This is a genomic window from Parafrigoribacterium mesophilum, from assembly GCF_039652555.1.
Classification (GTDB): Bacteria; Actinomycetota; Actinomycetes; order Actinomycetales; family Microbacteriaceae; genus Parafrigoribacterium; species Parafrigoribacterium mesophilum.
In genome coordinates, this window is sequence record NZ_JBDJAF010000004.1 from 105664 (window position 1) to 125415 (window position 19752).

20 protein-coding genes are annotated in these 19752 nt (G+C 64.8%); 9 read left to right on the forward strand and 11 right to left on the reverse strand.

Annotation, left to right across the window (positions count from 1 at the left end):
- Positions 1-12: 12 nt before the first annotated feature.
- The 4 genes from surE to ABFX56_RS13655 all read left to right on the forward strand — a co-directional run bounded on the left by surE (position 13) and on the right by ABFX56_RS13655 (position 4391).
- On the forward strand, positions 13-795 hold the full coding sequence (gene surE, locus ABFX56_RS13640) for a 5'/3'-nucleotidase SurE (protein ID WP_346233894.1): 783 nt from the start codon (positions 13-15) through the stop codon (positions 793-795).
- Positions 796-908: 113 nt separating this feature from the next.
- A complete protein-coding gene (locus ABFX56_RS13645) occupies positions 909-2261 on the forward strand; it encodes an MFS transporter (protein WP_346233895.1) in 1353 nt (450 codons plus the stop codon).
- Between the two features lie 57 nt (positions 2262-2318).
- On the forward strand, positions 2319-3917 hold the full coding sequence (locus ABFX56_RS13650) for an HD domain-containing phosphohydrolase (RefSeq protein WP_346233896.1): 1599 nt from the start codon (positions 2319-2321) through the stop codon (positions 3915-3917).
- A gap of 66 nt (positions 3918-3983) precedes the next feature.
- Positions 3984-4391: a cupin domain-containing protein gene (locus tag ABFX56_RS13655; protein WP_346233897.1), complete on the forward strand. Its 408-nt coding sequence runs from the start codon at positions 3984-3986 to the stop codon at positions 4389-4391.
- On the opposite strand, the gene ABFX56_RS13660 is transcribed toward ABFX56_RS13655, so the two are convergent.
- From ABFX56_RS13660 to ABFX56_RS13685, 6 genes are all read right to left on the reverse strand, one after another.
- Positions 4360-4713, reverse strand: a complete 354-nt coding sequence (locus ABFX56_RS13660; RefSeq protein ID WP_346233898.1) for a nuclear transport factor 2 family protein — start codon at positions 4711-4713, stop codon at positions 4360-4362. The two genes, ABFX56_RS13655 and ABFX56_RS13660, sit on opposite strands and share 32 nt — an antisense overlap.
- A gap of 68 nt (positions 4714-4781) precedes the next feature.
- Positions 4782-5615: an aldo/keto reductase gene (locus ABFX56_RS13665; protein ID WP_346233899.1), complete on the reverse strand. Its 834-nt coding sequence runs from the start codon at positions 5613-5615 to the stop codon at positions 4782-4784.
- Complete coding sequence (locus tag ABFX56_RS13670) at positions 5612-6040, reverse strand: VanZ family protein (RefSeq protein WP_346233900.1); 429 nt, start codon at positions 6038-6040, stop codon at positions 5612-5614. Before ABFX56_RS13670 ends, ABFX56_RS13665 begins: the two co-directional genes overlap by 4 nt.
- Positions 6041-6100: 60 nt before the next feature.
- Positions 6101-6295, reverse strand: a complete 195-nt coding sequence (locus ABFX56_RS13675) for a hypothetical protein (protein ID WP_346233901.1) — start codon at positions 6293-6295, stop codon at positions 6101-6103.
- 90 nt (positions 6296-6385) lie between these two features.
- Positions 6386-6655 carry a 30S ribosomal protein S15 gene (gene rpsO, locus ABFX56_RS13680; RefSeq protein ID WP_346233902.1) on the reverse strand — a complete coding sequence of 90 codons (270 nt, stop codon included), beginning with the start codon at positions 6653-6655 and terminating at the stop codon, positions 6386-6388.
- 149 nt (positions 6656-6804) lie between these two features.
- Positions 6805-8517, reverse strand: a complete 1713-nt coding sequence (locus ABFX56_RS13685) for a sialidase family protein (RefSeq protein WP_346233903.1) — start codon at positions 8515-8517, stop codon at positions 6805-6807.
- A gap of 145 nt (positions 8518-8662) precedes the next feature.
- Between ABFX56_RS13685 and ABFX56_RS13690 the strand changes: the two genes are divergently transcribed.
- The 3 genes from ABFX56_RS13690 to ABFX56_RS13700 all read left to right on the forward strand — a co-directional run bounded on the left by ABFX56_RS13690 (position 8663) and on the right by ABFX56_RS13700 (position 11456).
- Positions 8663-10060, forward strand: a complete 1398-nt coding sequence (locus ABFX56_RS13690) for a pyridoxal phosphate-dependent decarboxylase family protein (RefSeq protein WP_346233904.1) — start codon at positions 8663-8665, stop codon at positions 10058-10060.
- A 71-nt stretch (positions 10061-10131) separates the two neighbouring features.
- Complete coding sequence (locus tag ABFX56_RS13695) at positions 10132-11196, forward strand: M4 family metallopeptidase (protein ID WP_346233905.1); 1065 nt, start codon at positions 10132-10134, stop codon at positions 11194-11196.
- Entirely contained in the window at positions 11193-11456 is a 264-nt protein-coding gene (locus ABFX56_RS13700; protein ID WP_346233906.1) for a protealysin inhibitor emfourin, read from the forward strand. The genes ABFX56_RS13695 and ABFX56_RS13700 overlap by 4 nt, the downstream gene beginning before the upstream one ends.
- Here the strand turns inward: ABFX56_RS13700 and ABFX56_RS13705 are convergent.
- The 4 genes from ABFX56_RS13705 to ABFX56_RS13720 are packed head-to-tail and all read right to left on the reverse strand — an operon-like array spanning position 11453 to position 15566.
- Positions 11453-12457, reverse strand: a complete 1005-nt coding sequence (locus tag ABFX56_RS13705) for a glycoside hydrolase family 43 protein (RefSeq protein WP_346233907.1) — start codon at positions 12455-12457, stop codon at positions 11453-11455. The genes ABFX56_RS13700 and ABFX56_RS13705 overlap by 4 nt on opposite strands.
- A gap of 4 nt (positions 12458-12461) precedes the next feature.
- Positions 12462-13310, reverse strand: coding sequence for a carbohydrate ABC transporter permease (locus ABFX56_RS13710; protein ID WP_346233983.1), 849 nt, complete (start codon positions 13308-13310; stop codon positions 12462-12464).
- A 5-nt stretch (positions 13311-13315) separates the two neighbouring features.
- Positions 13316-14263, reverse strand: a complete 948-nt coding sequence (locus ABFX56_RS13715; protein ID WP_428834452.1) for a carbohydrate ABC transporter permease — start codon at positions 14261-14263, stop codon at positions 13316-13318.
- Positions 14253-15566, reverse strand: coding sequence for an ABC transporter substrate-binding protein (locus tag ABFX56_RS13720; RefSeq protein ID WP_346233909.1), 1314 nt, complete (start codon positions 15564-15566; stop codon positions 14253-14255). The genes ABFX56_RS13715 and ABFX56_RS13720 overlap by 11 nt, the downstream gene beginning before the upstream one ends.
- Before the next feature lie 208 nt (positions 15567-15774).
- On the opposite strand from ABFX56_RS13720, the gene ABFX56_RS13725 reads away from it, so the two are divergent.
- Together ABFX56_RS13725 and ABFX56_RS13730 are read left to right on the forward strand one after the other, a co-directional pair.
- A complete protein-coding gene (locus tag ABFX56_RS13725; RefSeq protein ID WP_346233910.1) occupies positions 15775-16785 on the forward strand; it encodes a LacI family DNA-binding transcriptional regulator in 1011 nt (336 codons plus the stop codon).
- A gap of 77 nt (positions 16786-16862) precedes the next feature.
- Positions 16863-18749, forward strand: coding sequence for a glycoside hydrolase family 2 protein (locus ABFX56_RS13730; protein ID WP_346233911.1), 1887 nt, complete (start codon positions 16863-16865; stop codon positions 18747-18749).
- A 46-nt stretch (positions 18750-18795) separates the two neighbouring features.
- Here the strand turns inward: ABFX56_RS13730 and ABFX56_RS13735 are convergent, their stop codons facing one another.
- Entirely contained in the window at positions 18796-19707 is a 912-nt protein-coding gene (locus ABFX56_RS13735) for a nuclease-related domain-containing protein (RefSeq protein ID WP_346233912.1), read from the reverse strand.
- Between the last annotated feature and the right edge of the window lie 45 nt (positions 19708-19752).

Genomic DNA, 19752 nt, shown 5'->3' on the forward strand with positions numbered 1-19752 from the left:
GAGCGCAGAAAAGTGAGCGCCCGCGACACGGGCAGCAACCCCGTCACCGCGCTCATCACCAACGACGACGGCATCGAATCTCCTGGGCTGCACCAGCTCGCGGTTGCGGCCCTGTCCGAAGGCTTGAGCGTCATTGTTGCCGCCCCGCAGGCCCAGTCCAGCGGCAGCAGCGCCTCGATCATCGGCGCCGAGACCGACGGGAGCATCAGCTTCGAACGCCGGGAACTGGACGGGCTGGAAAACATCCCCGCCTTCGCGGTGGATGCGGCTCCGGCCCTGATCGCCCTGATCGCCGCCCACGGCGCCTTCGGCCCGGTTCCCGACCTGGTGCTGTCCGGGATCAACCGAGGAGCGAACGTCGGTCGCGCCATCCTGCACTCCGGAACCGTGGGTGCCGCCCTCACTGGCGGCGTCAACGGGGCCCGCGGCCTCGCCGTCTCGCTCAATGTTGGCATGAACCCACTGCAGTGTTTCTGGAAGGCGCCGGTGCCGTTCGTCAGGGAGCTGCTGCCCGTGCTGCTGCAACAGCCGCAGGGCACCGTATTCAACCTCAACGTGCCGAACACCGACGGCGGCGTGCTGCAGCTTCGCGAGGGCACCCTCGCCACCTTCGGTATCGTGCAAACCACCATGGCCAAAAGCGGCGAGGAGACCGTGCGGCTGTCGGTGTCGGACACGCCGACCGATCAGGATGCGGCCAGCGACGCCGCGCTGTTGGACGCCGGCTTCGCCACGGTCACGAACATCCTCTCCATCGTGGAGGCATCCACGCCCGCACTGGTCGCCGCGACCTGACTGGCGAGGATGCTGGACAGCATCCGTTCTGCAGGCATAGTGTGACGAGCGCTAGTCAGGTACGCCGGGGGGGCACACTGTGTCGTCCCGGTGAGCCGCTCGGGAGGAGAGTCGTGTCCGCGAATGCCGAAGAAATCACGGAATCCGAGGCGGCACTGCGCCGCCGGGTGATGCGGAAGGTGGCCTGGCGGCTTTCACCGTTCCTGGGGCTGCTCTACTTCATCAATTACCTGGACCGGGTCAACATCGGCTTCGCGGCACCGCACGGCATGAATGCCGCGCTCGGCTTCACCGCGAGCACATTCGGGCTCGCCTCGGGCCTCTTCTTCGTGGGCTACCTCATCCTCGAGGTGCCGAGCAATCTCGCTCTGCACCGCTTCGGCGCCCGCCGCTGGATCGCGCGCATCATGGTCAGCTGGGGCATCGTCGCCACGATCATGGCCTTCGTACCCAATGCCGGCACAATGTACCTGCTGCGGTTTCTGCTCGGCGTGGCCGAGGCCGGCTTCTTCCCCGGCATCATCCTTTACCTCACGTTCTGGTTCCCGAAGCGGGAGCGCGCCAAGGCGGTCGCGCTGTTCATGATCGCGGTGCCGCTATCCTCCGCAGTGGGCTCCCCGCTGTCGGCGTGGCTGATCACCCAGGGCCACCGGCTGCTGTTCGACCTGGACGGCTGGCGGTTCATGTTCCTGGTCGAAGGCCTGCCGGCCATCATCGTCGGCATCGTCTGCTGGTTCTACCTCACCGACCGACCCGCGGATGCGACCTGGCTGGCCGAGGACGAACGCCAGTGGCTGCGCGACACGATGGACGCCGAACAGGTCACCACCGCCGCCCAATTCCACTTCTCGATCCGGCAGTCACTCACGCAGGGCCGGGTCTGGGCGCTGGCCTTCGTCTACTTCGGCATCGTGTACGGGCTGTACGCGGTCAGCTTCTTCCTGCCCACGATCATCGCCGGCTTCAAGGAGGAGTTCCACACCGACTTCTCGGTGCTGCAACAGGGGTTCATTGTGGCGATCCCGTTTTTGTTCGGGTGTTTCTCGATGTACTTCTGGGCTCGCCACGGCGATCGCACTGGCGAGCGGGTCTGGCATGTCGCCATCCCGACAATCGTCGGCGGCCTCGCAATCCCCATCGCGTTGTACCTCAGTTCGCCGTTCGCCGCCATGGTCGCCGTCACCATCTGCACCATGGGCATCTGCGCCGCCCTGCCGACGTTCTGGCCACTGCCCAGCCTGTTCCTCTCCGGAGCCGCCGCGGCAGCCGGCATCGCGCTGATCAACTCGGTGGGAAACACCGCGGGGTTCCTCGGGCCCTACATCACCGGATGGCTGGCCGACCTCACCGGTACCCAGCAGGCCGGGATGTGGGTGGTCGGCGCCGCCATGGTCGCGGCGGGCGTCGTCGTGGTCGCACTGAAGGCCGCCCCTACGGCCCGAGCGACATCGGCGCCTGGCGCCTGAGTCTTCTCGTCACGCCTGAGTCTTCTCGTCACGTGGGCACGAGCGTAGCATCGGACGATGGCAGAGCCGCCGACGCGAGCGCAGCCGGAGCAGGCGTCTTCCGGAGTGCGGCTCGCGGAAATCGTTAGAGCGATGTCGCTGGCCGTTGACCTCGGTCTCGGCCAGCCTTGGGACCACGTAGCGCACGCCTGCCTGCTCGCCTGCGGAATGGCTCAGAAGCTGGGCCTGGCCACCGACGAGCGCGCCAGGCTGTTCTATGTCACCATGCTGGGTTGGGTGGGCTGCATCTCGGATTCCCACGAGGTGGCTCAGTGGTTCGGCGACGACAACCAGTACCGCTCCGACGCGTACGACGCGGATTTGACGCCACTGTCGTTCCTCGGGTTCCTGATGCAGCACGCCGGCTCCGAAGGGGCGACTGCGAGCGCACTGCAGGCACGCGGGATGCTCGTCGCGACGGGCGGGCGGGGCGTGCAGGACTGGTTGAGGACGCACTGCGAGGTCACCGGGACGATCGCCACCCGGCTCGGGCTCGGCATCCAAGTCGCCGATCCGTTGCGCTATGCGTTCGCCCGCTGGGACGGCAAGGGCCTACCGAAGGGCTTCGGCGGATCGGACATCCCGTGGCCGATTCAGTTGTGGCACGTTGCCGACGTGGTCGAGGTGCACGGTCGCCGCGGCGGAGTGCCTGCCGCGATCGCGGTGGCGCGGGCGCGACGCGGCACGCAGTTCGCCCCCGACGTGGTGGATGCGTTCTGCGACAACGCCGACGAAATCCTCGGCAGTGTGGAAGACGACCCGACCCTGGACCGGATGATCGAGTCCGACGCGTCGCTTCGGGTGGTGCTCTCGAACGCCCAGCTCGACGATGTGCTGCTCGTGATCGCCGATTATGCGGACTTGAAGTCGCCGTTCTTCAGCGGTCACTCGAACGCGGTGGCGCAGTTGTGCGCCACGGCCGGCCGCCGCCTGGGGATCGCCGGAGCGGAGGCGACCCTGCTGCGGCGCGCCGCCCTGGTGCACGACATCGGCCGGGTCGGCGTTCCGAACACCATCTGGGAGAAGGCCGGACCGCTCAGCGCGACCGAGACCGACCGGATGCGATTGCACCCGTACTACACGCAGCGGGTACTCGCCCGGCCGGGCGAACTCGCGCGCATCGGCGAGCTCGGCGCGATGGCGCACGAGCGGTTGGATGGCTCCGGGTACTTTCGCGGTCTCTCCGGCGCCGCGATCGGGCTCCCGGCCAGGGTGCTCGCCGCGGCCAACGCTTACCGCTCGCTGCGCGAGACGCGCCCGCACCGCGAGGCGTTGCCTGAGAAGCTCACGGCGACGGCGCTCGTGACCGAGGCGCGAGAGGGCCGGCTGGACGCGGATGCCGTGGATGCGGTGTTGGATGCCGCGGGACAACCGCGAACGCACCGGCCGCACGGCGTCGCGGACTTGACCGCGCGCGAGATCGAGGTGCTCGTCCTGCTCGCCGGTGGCGCATCCAATCGGCAGATCGCCACCCGGTTGGGCATGGCGCCGAAGACCGCGGGAAACCACATCGAGCACATCTACGTGAAGACCGGGGTGCGCAGCCGGGCGGCTGCCACGTTCTTCGCCATGCAGCACGGTGTGCTACCGATGCTGCCAGAGTCGGCTCCGAAGTGATGAGGCAATCACCCTACGCCGATCGCAAACGCTCGCTCGTACGCTGAGCACACCAACTGAGGAGGAATGATCGTCATGATCACCGACGGGATCACACAGAAGAACTTCGACGAGACACAGGATGTGCGCCGCTTTGACCACGGTCACGCCGACGTGGTGGAGATGAGCGGAGCCACCGTGGGACGGGTGACGTTCGAACCGGGGTGGCGGTGGACGACGCACCTGGCGGCAGTGGCCGGCACCGACTCGTGTCATGCGTTGCACACCGGTGTCGTGCTCAGCGGGCGGCTGCACATCCGCATGGACGATGGCCGCGAAACGGAAGCCGGACCCGGCGATGCGCTGGTGATCTCCCGGGGCCACGACGCCTGGGTAGTGGGCAGCGAACCTGCCGTCATGATCGACTGGACAGGTCTGGCACCGGTGCCGCAGGCGGGTCCGTTCAGTCCGGCTGCTTCATCCACCACTCGGTGAATTCGCGGGCGCGCCCGTCGGGCGAGAACCGGATCAACCAGAGGTTGCTGTAGGTGCGTTCGCCGGTGTACACGGTGGTAGCTTCGATCGCCGCGACCTCCGGCGTGACGACGACCGGCTCCCACACAAACGTGGTGTCTCCCGGTTCGTCTTTGGCCTCGAGCCAGCCTTCGACGATTTCGTCCTGTCCGCGCCAGGGCTCCGCGTACGGTTCGGTGCGATACTCCGCATCTTCCGTGAACAGAGCTCGGATGTCGTTCGGGTCGTTCGACTCCCAGGCCCGGCGGTATCCGGCCATCCAGTCGGCAACTGTCTCATCCATGGGACCGTTGTACTCGCCCGCGCACTCGATCGAAAGGGGCGCTTTCGGGCAGGCGGGGGCGTGTGGAGCTAGAACTCCTCGTTGGTCTCCGGGTCGCCGCCCCAGAGCCGGCCGGACTCGAGGCCGGCGATGGCGACGACCTCGGCATCCGTCAGCGTGAAGCCGAACACGTCGAGGTTCTCCGCCTGCCGGCGCGGGTCGGCCGATTTGGGGATCGGCACGGCGCCCAACTGAATGTGCCAGCGCAACACCGCCTGCGCCGGTGTCACCCCGTGGGCCTCGGCCGCCGCGACGACGGCCGGCTCCTGGTCCACCGGATGCTGGCGGGCCAGCGGGCTCCAGCTCTCGGTGACGATCCCGTGAGACAGGTTGGCCTGCCGCATTGCGAGCTGCGGGAATCGCGGGTGCAGCTCGATCTGGTTCACCGCGGGAGCCACGCCGGTCTCGTCGATCAGCCGGGCGAGGTGCTGCCGGGTGAAGTTGCTCACGCCGATAGAGCGCACCAGGCCCTGCTCACGCAACTGGATCATCGCGCGCCAGGTATCCAGGTACTTGTCGACGCGCGGCAGCGGCCAGTGGATCAGGAACAGGTCGACGTAGTCCAGGCCGAGGTGCGCCCGGGATTCCTCGAAGCCCGCGAGCGTCTCATCGAACCCGTGATGCCGGCCGGGCAATTTGGTGGTGACCATGATGTCGCCGCGGTCGATTCCGGACCGGCGGATGGCCTCGCCGACTTCTGCCTCGTTCTCGTAGTTGAGTGCCGTGTCGAGCAGCCGGTAGCCGACCTCTAACGCGGAAACGATGGCGGCGATGCCGTCTTCACCACGCAGTTTGTAGGTGCCGAACCCGATCGCTGGGATCGTGCGTCCATCGTTCATGGGGTAGCTGGGAATCGCTGTCATTCTTCTAGTCTGCCCGAGGTAGCGGTACCTGACCGTGTCGCCAGCAGAGCGATGGCCACCCCGACCAGCGTGCCGAGCGAGTTGGCAAGGATGTCGCGCACGTCCGAGAACCGGTTTGGCAGGAACAGTTGGGTGAACTCGATCGCGCAGGTGAGGGCCACACCGCCCGTCAGCGCCAGCCACCAGCGCCGGCGACCGGCCAGCAGCAGGAACAACAGTCCCGCCGGCACGAACATGGCAATGTTGGCGGTGAATTCCAGCAGGTCGTAGGTGATCCAGCGGGTGAGGTCAGAACGGGCCAACACCTCGAGCACGACCCGCAGCATGCCCGCGCCCCGCTCGTCGAGCGGCTGCGGGCCGAGCGTGATCCACCCGACCGCGCCGAGATAGCACACGGTGAGGATCTGGAGAACGCGGCGACGCACTCCCCTAGTGTCGCGCGGCATCCACATTCTGGCGCATCCCGCACCGAGCTGAATCCATGATCATGGACGGCGGCGCGACTTGGCAATCCAGTTTCGGGCGCCGATCAGCACCACGATCGCGACGATCAGCACCAGGGCGAACTTGATGATCGCGCCGAGAAAACCCACCAGCACGCCGACGATGGTCGAGGCGAAAACCGCCGCCAGCACCAGCGCGGCGATCACGAGAATGAGGATCTTCGTGTTCTTTTTCACGTCATCCTCCTGGAGATTGCCGAGTTAAACGAAAAGTGGGCCGCCCCCGTATACGGAAACGGCCCACCCAAGTGCGCGATGTGTCGAGTGTCAGCGGCGCAGGCCGAGGCGCTCGATCAGCGAACGGTAACGCTCAATGTCGATGTCCTGCAGGTATCCCAGCAGCCGACGACGCTGCCCGACCAGCAGCAGCAGACCACGACGCGAGTGGTGGTCGTGCTTGTGCTCTTTCAGGTGCTCGGTCAGATCTTTGATGCGACGCGTCAGCATCGCGACCTGAACCTCCGGGGATCCGGTATCGCCCGGGTGGGTTGCGTACTCTTCGATGATCGCCTTCTTGACGTCTGCTTCAAGAGCCATAGATTCGATCCCCTCTCTTCTTGTTGCGCGGTGCCCGTAGCTGGATGCCCGAGCTCTCTTTATCCGCGGCCGCTTCACGGCAACCCCACGAGTTTAGCACCCACGGCTGCGCACCCTGCGGCGCACGGGCGGGTCAACCTCACGCCGGGTCAGGACGACGGACGCGCCGTGGTGAAACTGTAGATATCGGAGTTGCCGAAGGTCGTCATCGGCGCTTGGCACGGCACAGGGGCCGACGCATCCACACCGGTGACCAGCGCCTGCCGGTAGGCGTCCACGGCAGGGCAATCTGCCGCGTCACGCACATCGTTCCAGGTGGCCACACCGTAGCTGTTTGTGGCGACAGCGTAGTTGTAGTCCCCGAGGAACTCTGCGGTCAGCGAGTTGGCACTCGAGGCACGGGCGTCACCGGGGGCACCACGATGCACCTCGGCGAGCGCAAACATCGCCGGGCCGGCCAGAACCACTCCTTCCATGAGCCGCGGGTTCGCGGTGGTGTCCTGCCAGCTCTGGTGCCAGGCGTTGTAGGTCACATACACGGTCGATCCGTTCGGGGCGATGGCAACAGCGGGCTGGTTGGCCCGGTCTCCCGCGGGGGACACCGCCTCCTTGGCGGTGTAACTGTCGCCCCGGTTCGTCGAATAACTCACGTAGGCGTGTTCCAGGTTCGTTCCCGCGCTGTTATCGGACCAGCCGAGCACCACTGTGTTCGGTGCCCCGAGGCCCGTGGGGGCACCGTTGGCGATGTCGATGCTCGGGAACACGTCGGTGCGCGATCCGGCAACACCGTCAATGGTGAACCGCCCGGTGACCGGGTCCAATTGGCCGATCCCACCGATGTTCATCACCGCACGGGGCCTGGTGAAGGTGGCGCCGCCGTTGTCCGAGGTCACCTGGAAGAACACCCCGTTGCCGTGGGTATCCGATCCGGACCACACCACGTAAACGCGACCCTGGCTGTCCGTACGCACGGCACATCCCTGACGCCCGTTAACCTGAGCGTTGTTGACCGCAGCCGACAGCTGGGTGGTGATCCAGGTGTCTCCGCCATCGGCTGACCGATGGAGCATCACGGGTTCCGGAGCGCCGGCGTTGCCGTTGCTGCGGAAGCTGACGTTGCACACGTACACGTTGCCGAAGTGCGGGCTGCTGGCCGCGTTGTCGGCCCAGATCTGCTCCTTGTCGCTAAAGGTCGCGCTGCTCTGTCTGCTGACGATCACCGGCGGCATCCAGGCGCTCGAGTCACCGCCGCTTGCCGCCAGCACGTCATCGGTCCGGGACACCGCGATCGCCCCGGAGCCCTTGAAGGCCTGATCGGTGCGGGTGGTCGCGAAGTTGGTGGCGATGTTGCTGTAGTAGAGCCGGGAACCGGCTGCCCAGGAGAACCTTCCGTCAGCTCCTCTGCGCGGTCCGAAGACGAGTTCCGGATCGCCGTTGGAGACGAGCCCGCTCTCGTAGTACCCGGGCAGAGTGCCGATGGGCCCCACGTGCGGGGTGCACTCTGCCGGGCCGAGGCAATCCCGGGCGGTCCACCCGGTGTAGGTGGGCTGGGTCCAGGTGTGTCCAGAGTCCATCGAGAAGTAGATGCCGGAGACGCCCACTCCCTGGGTGAACGGACAGGTGGTCGGGTCGTCGGCGGCGCATGCCTCCAAGTCGATCTCATCGTTGGATCCGGCCGCGAGGATCGTTGGATGCGCGGCGTCCACTGCCAGTCCCGGTTCGTTCTGTTTGTTTTGCGAGAACGGTGACGTGAGGCTTCCCGTGGTCACCAACTGGTCGCTGGTCGCGGCGGTAGCCGGCATCAGCGGAAGAAGCAGCACGGCTGCCGCCGTTGCCGCGGTGAGGAGCTTGAGCTTGTACATAAGAACCTCCGGAAGAACATCGATGTGTCTGATTCGAGGCTGTGGCGGACACGATGATAGATCGCGTTTGGTGAATCCGCCAGGGGTGGCGTGCGTCGTTAGCCAAGACCTATCCTCACTACGCCGACCGGACTAGTGTTACCGCATGTCCGCGCGACGGGAAGACTATGCAGAAGCGCTGGAGCGTGCACGAGAACACGCGATGCACTGGCTCACATCGGTGCCGACTCGTCCGGTGGGTCCGCGGGCCACCGCGGACGAGCTTCGTGGCCGCTTCGCCGCGCCGCTGCCGGAACAGCCGACCGACCCGGCAGCCGTGATCGACGAACTGGCCGACATAGCCGAGCCGGGGCTGATGTCGATGCCCTCCGGCAGATTCTTCGGGTGGGTGATCGGTGGCACCCTGCCGGCTGCGCTGGCCGCGGACTGGCTGGTCAGTGCCTGGGACCAGAATGCCGCCATGCGATTCGCCACTCCGGCTACCGCAGCGGCGGAAGAAGCGGCGGGAGGCTGGCTGCTGCAACTGCTGGGCTTGCCCGCCGGCAGCGATGTGGGGTTCACCACCGGTGCGACGATGTCGAACTTCGTCGGCCTCGCCGCCGGCCGGCAGCAGGTCTTGAGCAAGGCCGGCTGGGATCTGGACCGGCTCGGGCTCACCGGCGCGCCGCGCGTGAATGTGTTCGTCGGCGCGGAACGGCACGCCGTCATCGACCTGACCCTGCGCTACCTGGGGCTCGGCGCTCCCATCGTGGTCGCATCCGACAGCCAGGGACGACTGCGGGCGAATGCGCTGGCCGAGGCGATGGATGCTGCCGAAGGTCCAGCCATCGTCTGTCTGCAGGCCGGCAACCTGCACTCCGGGGCCTTCGACCCGATCGGGGAGGCCACCGCCATCGCCCACACCCGCGGCGCCTGGGTGCACGTGGACGGCGCCTTCGGGCTGTGGGCCGCCGCCAGCCCGGTGTACCGGCAGCACTTGGTGGGGCTCGAGACCGCCGACTCGTGGACCACGGATGCGCACAAGACGCTCAACGTGCCGTATGACTGCGGCGTCGCCATCGTGGCGGACACCGAGGCGATGCGTGCGACCTTCGGCACACGGACCAGCTACCTGATGGCCGACGACCAAGGTCCCGGCGACCCGCATGAGAAGGTGCCGGAGCTCTCCCGGCGCGCCCGCGGCGTGCCCGTGTGGGCGGCGCTGCGCTCGCTGGGCACCACTGGCACGATCGCCCTGGTGGAGCGGCTCGCCGCCCAGGCCCGCATCCTGGCGGAGGGTCTGGCGATGATGCCCGGCGTGGAGGTGCTCAACGACGTCGTGTTCACCCAGGTCTGCGTCAGCTTCGGCGACGACGAGCGGACCAGAGCGGTCACCCGGGCCTTGCTGGCGGACGGGACGACGTGGATGTCCGGGTCGCGCTGGCAGGGCCGCGACGTGCTACGGATCTCGGTGAGCAACTGGTCGACCGACGAGGCGGACGTCACCGCATCGCTGGCGGCGGTGGAACGTGCGGCGCAGTCGGTGGCCGCCCCGGCCGGCTGACGAACGGCGCTCTGACGAACGTTTTCCGCCCAATCCGGCCGAACGTCCCCGGCCGGTGGCACGATCGGAACATGAGGTGTTTCGTCGTACCACCGTATTTGCTCGCCCGCATCGCAGCGATCGAAGACCGCGGCCTGGAACGGGCCGCCGCTGCCGCGCGAGCAGCGCTCGCCCATGACGAGCCGCTGCTGACCGCACGCCGCACCCAACCGGCCCCGCCTGCGGTGCGGCAGCGGGTCCCGCGCATCCCCCCGTCCGCCCGGGTGCTGGATGGACCCAACCGCACCATCTTCGACGCCGGCGGCACCCAAAACCTCCCGGGCAGGACTGTGCGCACCGAAGGTCAGGATGCCGACAAAGACACCTCGGTGAACGAGGCCTATGATGGCCTGGGTTTCACCCATTCGCTGTACCGTTACGCATACTCCCGTGCATCCATCGATGACAAGAACCTGCCGCTGCTGGCCAGCGTGCACTATGGAAACGACTACGACAACGCGTTCTGGGACAGCGAGCAAATGATCTTCGGCGACGGTGACGGCACGGTGTTCCGCGGGTTCACCTCCTCACTCAGTGTCATCGGCCACGAGCTCACCCACGGCGTCACTCAGTATTCGGCCAACCTCACCTACGAGGGGCAATCCGGCGCGCTCAACGAGTCGATTTCCGACGTGTTCGGTGCGTTGGTGGAGCAATACAGTCTTGGGCAGAGCGCCCACGAGGCGAGCTGGTTGATCGGCGCCGGCCTGTTCACCGACCAGGTGCAGGGCATCGCGCTGCGGTCGCTGAAGGAGCCTGGCACCGCGTATGACGATGACGTGCTGGGCAAGGACCCGCAGCCTGCCGACATGAAGCACTACATCGATACCGAGGACGACAACGGCGGGGTGCACCTCAACTCCGGGATCCCCAACCGTGCGTTCGCACTGGCCGCCATTGAGCTCGGCGGCAGCGCCTGGAAGAAGGCCGGCCAGATCTGGTACGACACCCTCACCGGCGGGGCGGTGCCGGTCGACTGCGATTTCGCGCGATTTGCGGCGGCGACCACTGCGGCGGCCGCCGCGAGATACGGCGCCGGCTCGGCCGAAGAGAAGGCGGTGGCCGCCGGCTGGGCGAAGGTGGGGGTGAGCGGATGAAGATCAGCGTGGTGCGCAGCGGTGGAATCCTCGGCACGCCGCGCCGCTGGGAAGTGACGATCGAGGAACAAGACGACCCGGACTCCTGGATGATGCTGGTGCGGGAGCTGCCCTGGCACGAGGCGCAGCAGCAGCCACCGGCTCCCGATCGTTATGTGTACCGGATCACCTGTGCCCGGCGGAAGGTCACCCTGCCAGAGCAACAGGTGGTCGGCCCGTGGCGGGAACTGGTCGACCGGGTGCAGAGCGCGGCGAACTAGCGCTTTGGCGAGACGACGAGTGGCTCGCCGTTGACCCATTTCAGCGGAAGAACGTTCATTCCACGGAAGTTGTCGGTGAGAGACCAGGAATGGAAGACCAGTTGATCCGCGCCACCGGGCACCAGGACAACGTCTTGCCCTCCGGGACCCAAGAACCGGTCGTGGGACAGTTCGGTGCTGAAGATCGGTCCCTCGTGCTTGGTGTATGGCCCGGTGATCGAAGGAGCAGTGGCATACCCGACCGCGTATTTGCCCCCAGAATAATCGTTGGCGGAGTAGAACAACACGTACTTTCCGCCGCGCCGTATGAGCGTCGGCGCCTCGACCAGGTTGCCTTCCCACGCTTCGGTCTGCTTGATGAGCTTCGTGATCGGCCCGCTGATCGTTTGGCCGTCGGGCGTCACTTCAGCCAATTGCAGCCAGGTGTCGAGGCCGCAACAGTTACCGTCGTTCTTCCACACGAGATAGCGCTTTCCGTCTTCGTCAACGAAGCTGGCCGGGTCTATTGCCCCGCCCTCCTCCTTCTGGCACACCAGCGGTCGATCCCCTGCGGCGACGAACGGTCCATCGGCGGAGCCGGACGTGGCCACTCCGATGCACTGGAGCGGCGGATCGGCGCTGGCCGCTGCGAAATAGAGCACAAAATGCCCTGGTGAGACCTCCGAGACATCCGGTGCCCAGGTCTTTCCGGGCAACGCCCACCCCGGCAACTGCGGAAGCACGTCAGTGGTGGAGACGCTCCAGTGCCTCAGGTCCGTCGACGTTGCGCTTTGCACGTTAACGCCGGCCGAGTTTGTTGCGTAGGCGTGATAGGTCTGTCCCACCAGAATGACGTCCGGGTCGGGGAAGTCCTGATCGATAGCGAACGCAGCGGCATCCGGGGCTGCCACCCCGGTTGTGTCTCCGCTCGTCCCGCTGCATCCGGTCATGACCACCGCGACACCTGCCGCGACGAGGGCGGCAAGAACCGCCTTCGGCAGAGACGAACGGTTCTGCCGCACTGTGTCACCCCTTGATCCCCGCGCTCGCGACGCTGTCCACTATGTGACGTTGCGCGACAGTGAACAAGACGAGCACGGGCACTGAAGCGATGACCGCACCGGCCATGACGATGCCGAAGTGAGTCGAAAACGCCCCCTGCAATACGGAGAGACCCGGCTGCAGCGTGAGATTCTCCGGGCTCAGGAGGACATAGATCGGCCAGAGAAAGTCGTTCCAGTTTGCGAGGAAGCTCAATACCGCCAGTGTCGCGAGTGCCGGTCTTGACAGTGGCAGGACAATTTGCAGAAAGATGCGCACGTCCCCTGCCCCATCGATACGGGCTGCCTCTTCGATTTCGCCGGGGAGACCCAGAAAAAATTGTCTCAAGAAGAATATTCCGAACGCACTAGCGGCGCCGGGAATGGTGATCGCCCAGATGGAGTCAAGCCAACCGAAGTTTTGAACAATCAGGTAGTTCGGTATGAGGAAGATCACTGGCGGGACGAGCAAAGTCGCGACGATGGCGGCGAATACAAGCTTCTTGCCGCGAAATTCCAGACGTGCCAAGGCGTAGGCTCCTGCGGATGCCGTGACCAGGATGATCACGGTCTGGAGGCTCGCCGCAGCGACGCTATTGAGGAACCAGCGGAAGATCGGCTGTTGCCCACTGCTCAGCGTGGCGTAAGCATCCAGAGTAAACGGATGGGGAATGGGCGAAGCCGGTGAGTTGATCGCGTCGAAATCAGTTTTGAACGAAGTGAGAAAGATCCAGACGAGTGGAACGACAATCGTCAAAGCGATGATGACGAGGACAACATAAAGCACCGTACGGCTGCCGAGACGCCGCGGGCGGAACCTGCCAAACACTGTCATGTCCTTCACTGATCCGACCGCTCCCGCTGCACGCGGAAGTTGATCACACTCACGACGGCGAGACAGGCGAAGAGCACATAGCTCATCGCCGAAGCAGTACCCATCTGAAATTGGGAGAGCCCTTCATCGGCGATGTACATGATCGCGGTTCTGGTCTGATGGCCAGGGCCGCCTTGCGTGATCAAATAGGACTGTCCGAACATGTTGGCGGAAGCGAGGATTGTCACGGTGGTCACGAACACCATGACGGGGCGCAATCCGGGAAGCGTCACGCTGAAGAATTTGCGCAGGGCTCCGGCGCCATCCATCGACGCCGCATCGTAGAGATCGGCGTTGATCCCTTTCAACCCGGCCAGAATAATCACGGCGTTGAGTCCTAACGTCCACCACACCGTCACACCTACCAGGGAGATCCATGCCCACGGCACGTCAACGGTCCAAGGAATGTTCGAGGGCAATCCGAACAAGGCCAGTACGTGATTCAGCACGCCGGACTGCGGGTCAAGAAGGTACTTCCAAATCACGCCGATGACCGCGACGCCGAGCACGTACGGAGCGAAGAAGATCGCTCGGAACACTGTTCCGCCCTTGATCTTCTGGTTAAGGAGAACCGCGATGCCGAGAGGAATAACCAGCAGAAACGGGACACTAGCAGCGGTGAAAATCCCCGTTGCCGCCATGCTCTGCCAAAAGTTTCCCGAAGTGGTCGATCCTTGCGTGAACAACTGCAGGTAATTGTCGAGACCGACAAAGGGCTGCCTCGGCAGCAGCGGATTCCAATTGTGCAGGCTGATCCAGATGCCGAACAGTGCAGGCGCAACGACGAACACGCCGAAAAGAATGAGGAAAGGCGCTAGAAAAAGGTACGCGGTCAGCGTCTTTGGATGCAGCCGTGTCCCCCCGGGGTGGTAACCCCGAGGGGACACGCTCACTGTCGGAGTGCTAGCCACCATACTGACTCTTGTTTTGCTTGAGGAGTTGGTTGGCCTGCCCGACCGCATCGTCAAGTGCCTGCTTGGGCGTCTTCTTTGCGAGTACGGCTTCGTTGACTGCCGTGGTGATCGTCGCTTCGGCGTTGGCAATGCCGGGCGAGACCGTTTCATAGTGGGCATACGGTAATTCGTCGAGGAAGGGCTTCAGATTCGGGTACTTCGTGAGGAGTGCCGGGTCATTCCGTACCGCGTTGTTCGCCGGCAGTTCTCCGGTCTCGGCCCATCCGCTCGAGTTGTCGTTCATCCATTTGACGAAGGTAGCGGCCGCCGACGTCTTGTTCTTATCCTGTGCCTTGTTATTCATGAACATCCAGTGCGTAGAACTCGACCACACGGCCTTCTCGGTACCAATCTGCGGTACTGGAACCGCCTCCCACTCGACCTTGGAGAGCGCGGGATTAGTGGTCTGCCACACTCCGTTCCAGTTGAACGCGGTCTTTCCTGCTACCAGGGCATTGATATTGCCGTCCTGGGCAACGTTCGCTGGGCTGTAGCCCTGCTTGATCAGGTCGGTCATGTAGGTCAGGGCTTGTACGCCTGCATCGGAATTGAACGTGGCCTCGGTCACATCGTCGTTGAACAGGCTCCCGCCGAACTGCCACAGCAACGATTCGAACTCGAATGTACCGGTAAAGACGAACCCGTCCACCCATTCGCCCTGCACTCCAGCGGTCTTTAGCGCGTCGAGAGCCTTCAGGTAACCATCTTTATTCGTCGGTATAGCGGCTGGGTCGAGACCCGCCTTGTCTAGAACCGTCTTGTTGACGTAGAGGCCGAGCGGCGTCACGCTCCACGGGATCCCATACTGGCTGCCATCAAAGCTTCCGGCCTTCAGTAGGCCCTCAGGAAAGTCGCTGTCGTTGTACCCGAGCGACTTGACTATCTGATCACTCTTGAGCAGAAGACCTTGCGCCGCGTACGTCGCGACATCGTCGCCGTGCGCGACCGCGACATCCGGGCCCTTGCCCGCCTTGACAGCAAGCGGCATCTTGGCGGCGATATCACCCCACTGCATCGGCACGTCTTTGACCACTATGTTCTTGTGCTCCGCATTGAACTTCTTCACCAGCTTGGGAACCAGCACCGGCGCGGCTCCGCCGGTCCAGCCGTTCCAGAAACTGATGTTTACCGTCGGCCCGTTGTAGTCGCCGCCGGCAACATCGCCGGTCGTGCCGCCTCCCGAGCCGCTGCAACCCGCGAGGGCAGCCCCCATGGCGAACACGAGGGCGACCGCGAGCGCGCCCTGACTGATCCGATTTTTCATTACTGCTCCCCTTCGAGTGAGATTGCCTTGGTATCCACGCTGAGCTTGGACCTCGGCACACCGCGTACCACGACAGTCCAACGGCAACAGCGAACCCTCGTGAATTTACAGCGCTGTAAACATAAAGTCAAGAACTCACCACATCTTGAGATGATGGTCGCTAGAGTCGTGTTCACACGCACGAAGCGTCAGAGGAGGCCGGTCGGTCATGGGGACAGCGCGCCTCGAAGATGTCGCCAAGCTCGCAGGCGTCTCGATGAAAACCGTCTCCAACGTCGTGCATGACTACCCTCACGTGAGTTCAACAACCAGAGCCCGCGTGCAACGGGCCATCGAAGAACTGAACTACCGCCCGAACCTGCTCGGGCGTCGGCTCGCCACCGGACGAACCGGTCTGCTCGCTTTGGCGTTTGCGGATGTGAGCCTCCCGTATTTCTCGGAACTTGCGCGAACCGTTTCATCAGCGGCGCGAACCCGCGGCTTTCGACTGCTGCTGGAACAAACTGACGGAACGCTCGAAGGCGAACGCGCCATCCTGTCGCGCAGCGAGGCCGGACTGGTGGACGGGGTGATCTTCCAACCGTCCGTCATGTCTACCGGCGAGATCGCCCGGCACCGCGGGGATGTTCCGCTAGTGCTGTTGGGAGAAGGAACAGCGCCCCTGAGCGTCGACCATGTCATGGTCGACAACGTTGCAGCCGCTTCTGCCGCAACTCAGCACCTCGCGAGGCTGGGTCGTACACGCATCGGCTTTCTTGGACATGAGGGCCGACGACAAACGATGACGTCGAGCCAGCGGCTGATCGGGTACCAGGAGGGCTTGGAGGCGTCAGGACTCACCCTCGATTTAGCACTGCTGCTTCCTACCCGGGCAATCTCGTCACACTTCGCAGCGCAAGCGGTAGGTGAGGCCCTAGACGAAGGAATAGAGTTCGACGCACTGGTGTGCCGCGATGATTTGGCAGCGATCGGCGCACTCCGGGCCCTGCAGGAGCGCGGCCTCACTGTGCCGAACGATGTCGCAGTGACCGGCTGGGACAACATCTCTATGTCGGCATCCACCTACCCGAGCCTCACCACGATCGCTGCGGACACCGAGCAACTCGCTCGCGTTGCGCTGGACTTCCTCCAGGAGCGAATTTCCGGCTTCGACGGACTCGGACGTCACGCAGTGGTCGACTTTGCTCTCGTCGTGCGGGAAAGCGCTCCTGCCTCCTAAGCTGCAGAAGACCCTCCCGCGGGTACGTGTGAGCGGTCCTATTTTACAGCGCTGGAAAGTTAGGGCACACTGAACGCATGACACTTCCCCGCCGTGACGAGACTGATGAGTTCAGCGCTTTCACCGATGGTGGGAGCTATCCACGGCCCCAACTTGTGCGAGCCGGGTGGGCCGACCTGCGCGGCGTCTGGGACTTCGAGTTCGACGACAACGACGAGGGCCTCGCCCACCAGTGGCAGGAACGCCACACGTTCGAAAGAAGAATCACCGTTCCGTTCCCACCAGAGTCGCCGGCCTCAGGAATCCACGAAACCGGATTCCATCCCGTCGTGTGGTACCGGCGGGAAGTGAGCGTCTCCGATCTCGCTACGTCGGGCTTCGAGAACGGGAGCGGCCAGCGTCTGATCCTGCAGTTCGGGGCGGTCGACTACCGCTGTCAGGTGTGGTTCAACTCCGTCGCCGTGGCGCAGCATGAGGGCGGCCACACGCCGTTCAGTGTGGATCTCACCGATTCGCTGCGTTCTGATGCGGAGCCCAACATCCTGGTGGTGCGCGCAGAAGACGACCCTCACGACCTCTCCCAACCGCGCGGGAAGCAGGACTGGCGTCACGATCCGCACGCGGTGTGGTATCACCGCACGACCGGCATCTGGCAACCGGTGTGGCTCGAAGCCGTGCCGCAACTCTCGATCGAGGATTTGCGGTGGACTCCCGACACTACGGCTGGAACGGTGCGCCTCGACGTCAGCTTCAGCGGCAGACCCGCCGCGGGGACCACGCTGAGGATCGAGCTGGCCACCGACGACAAGCGACAGACCACGATCACTCTGAATGCTCGCCAGGTGCGCACCAGCACCACGCTCCAGGTGTGGGATGAGTCGAACGGCGACGTGGAGGAAGCACTGCTGTGGAGTCCGGAACGGCCACGGCTCATCGGTGTGACGGTGACAGTTTCGGAGGCCACCGCTACGGCACCAGTGACAGATTCAGTGTTCTCCTACTTCGGGATGCGGTCGGTAGGTTTCGAAGCCGGCCGGTTCCTTCTCAACGACCGGCCGTATTACCTGCGCGCCGTACTGAGCCAGGGTTACTGGCCACAGTCGCACTTGACCAGCCCGTCCGACGATGCACTTCGCGCTGAGGTTCAGGTGATCAAGGACCTCGGCTTCAACGCGGCTCGAGTCCATCAGAAAATCGAAGATCCGCGCTTTCTGTTCTGGGCGGACACACTCGGACTGTTGGTATGGGAAGAAGCGCCCAGCGCCTACGCGTTCACGGCTGAGGCGGTGAGTCGCACGGTCGCGGAGTGGACAGAGGCGATTGAGCGTGACGCATCGCATCCAAGCGTCGTCACCTGGGTTCCGCTCAACGAAAGCTGGGGAGTACGGCACATCGCGAAGGATCCCGCGATGCAGGACTACGCTCGCGCCCTGCTCTATCTGACCAAGAGTCTCGACCCGACCAGGCCGGTGGTCTCCAACGATGGTTGGGAGCACGTGGACTCTGACATCTGGACGGTGCATGATTACGAGCCTTCGGCCGAGGTCGTGGCGGCCAGGTATCGGGACGCTCCAGCGCGGGAACGACTTTTGGCGGGAATCGGCCCGGCAGGCCGGCGACTGAGGCTGTCCACGGAGCCCGACCGTGGCCAACCGATCATGTTGACCGAGTTCGGCGGGATCCGTTTCACGCCAGAGCCCGAGAGTGGTGCACCAGGAACAGCCCGTTCCAGCCCGCGTACCTGGGGATATTCCAGCGCATCATCCGCCGAGGATTACCTCGAACGCCTCAGCGGACTGGTTGCCGCGGTGCAATCGAGTAGTTTTCTGGCCGGATTCTGTTACACGCAGCTCACCGACACACTGCAGGAGGCGAACGGGCTCCTCACAGAGGACCGCTCGCCGAAACTTCCCATCGAGCAGTTGCGTGCCATCATCCGTGGTGACCGACCGCAGGATGCGTAACCCTTACGCGCGGAGCATCATCACGTCGAGGAGCGGAACTCGGTTCCTAGTGCGGGACCAGCAGGCTCATCAGTCCAACCGCGGCGCCGCCCAGGCTCGCGATGAACGCGCTCCAGGCGATCACGATGCCGCCGGTGGTCCAGAGCACACGGCGCCGCGTGGCGGTGCCCACCGCATCCTGAAGCTCACGGAACCGATGCACGTACTGGCGCACATCCTCTTGCTCGCAGGGCTGCTCGTTCCAGGTGGAGCGTTCCTCGGCGTACATGCCGAGCAGTGCGGCCTCGTGGGCCGACAGCACCGGCGGCAGCTGTGCCAGCCATCCGGGCAGCTGGCGCGGCGTCAGCACCGCGACCCGCCGGGGCGGCTTGGCAATCGTCAGGGAACGCGAGTCGAGCACGACGACACACGGGATCGCGTTGACTTGAAAGCCCACCGCCTCCGACAGCAGGGTGGACGCGCGGTCGGCCGCGAATTCGGCGTCGCGGATGTGAGTGTGGTTCTCGAACCCTGCCGTGAACCCCTGGCTGCGCACCCACACCTCGCGCCCGGCGTGATTGTGCAGCGCGATGGTGAACACCCCGGGCGGCCCGATCAGCAGGTGAGGTACCGGCGCGCCCACCACCCCGATCGGGACCTCGTGCACGACGAACCAGCCGCTGCCCATTTCGGTGAGCGTCGCCGCGACCGCGACCTCCCCCAATGCCCCGCGGTACGCGCCGCGGGCACGCGGAACGATGGGGTCCGCGCCGAAGAAGCGCTCGAGGATGGACCGTGGGCGTACCGCATCCTGCAGCTGCAGGCATTCGCGCACCAAGGCGAAGCCCGCGCTACGGCAGCGCAGAGTCTGCTCGATTGCAACGGGCCCAACCGCAACCGGTCCCATCGCACCCGGTACGGTGGCGACAGCCGATATCGGCGCGCGGCCTATCGTGCCCTTCGGGCTTTTCGTCGTCATATGTTGTGTGCCGCCCCCAGCGGTCGAACCCCTCGCGCCAACGAT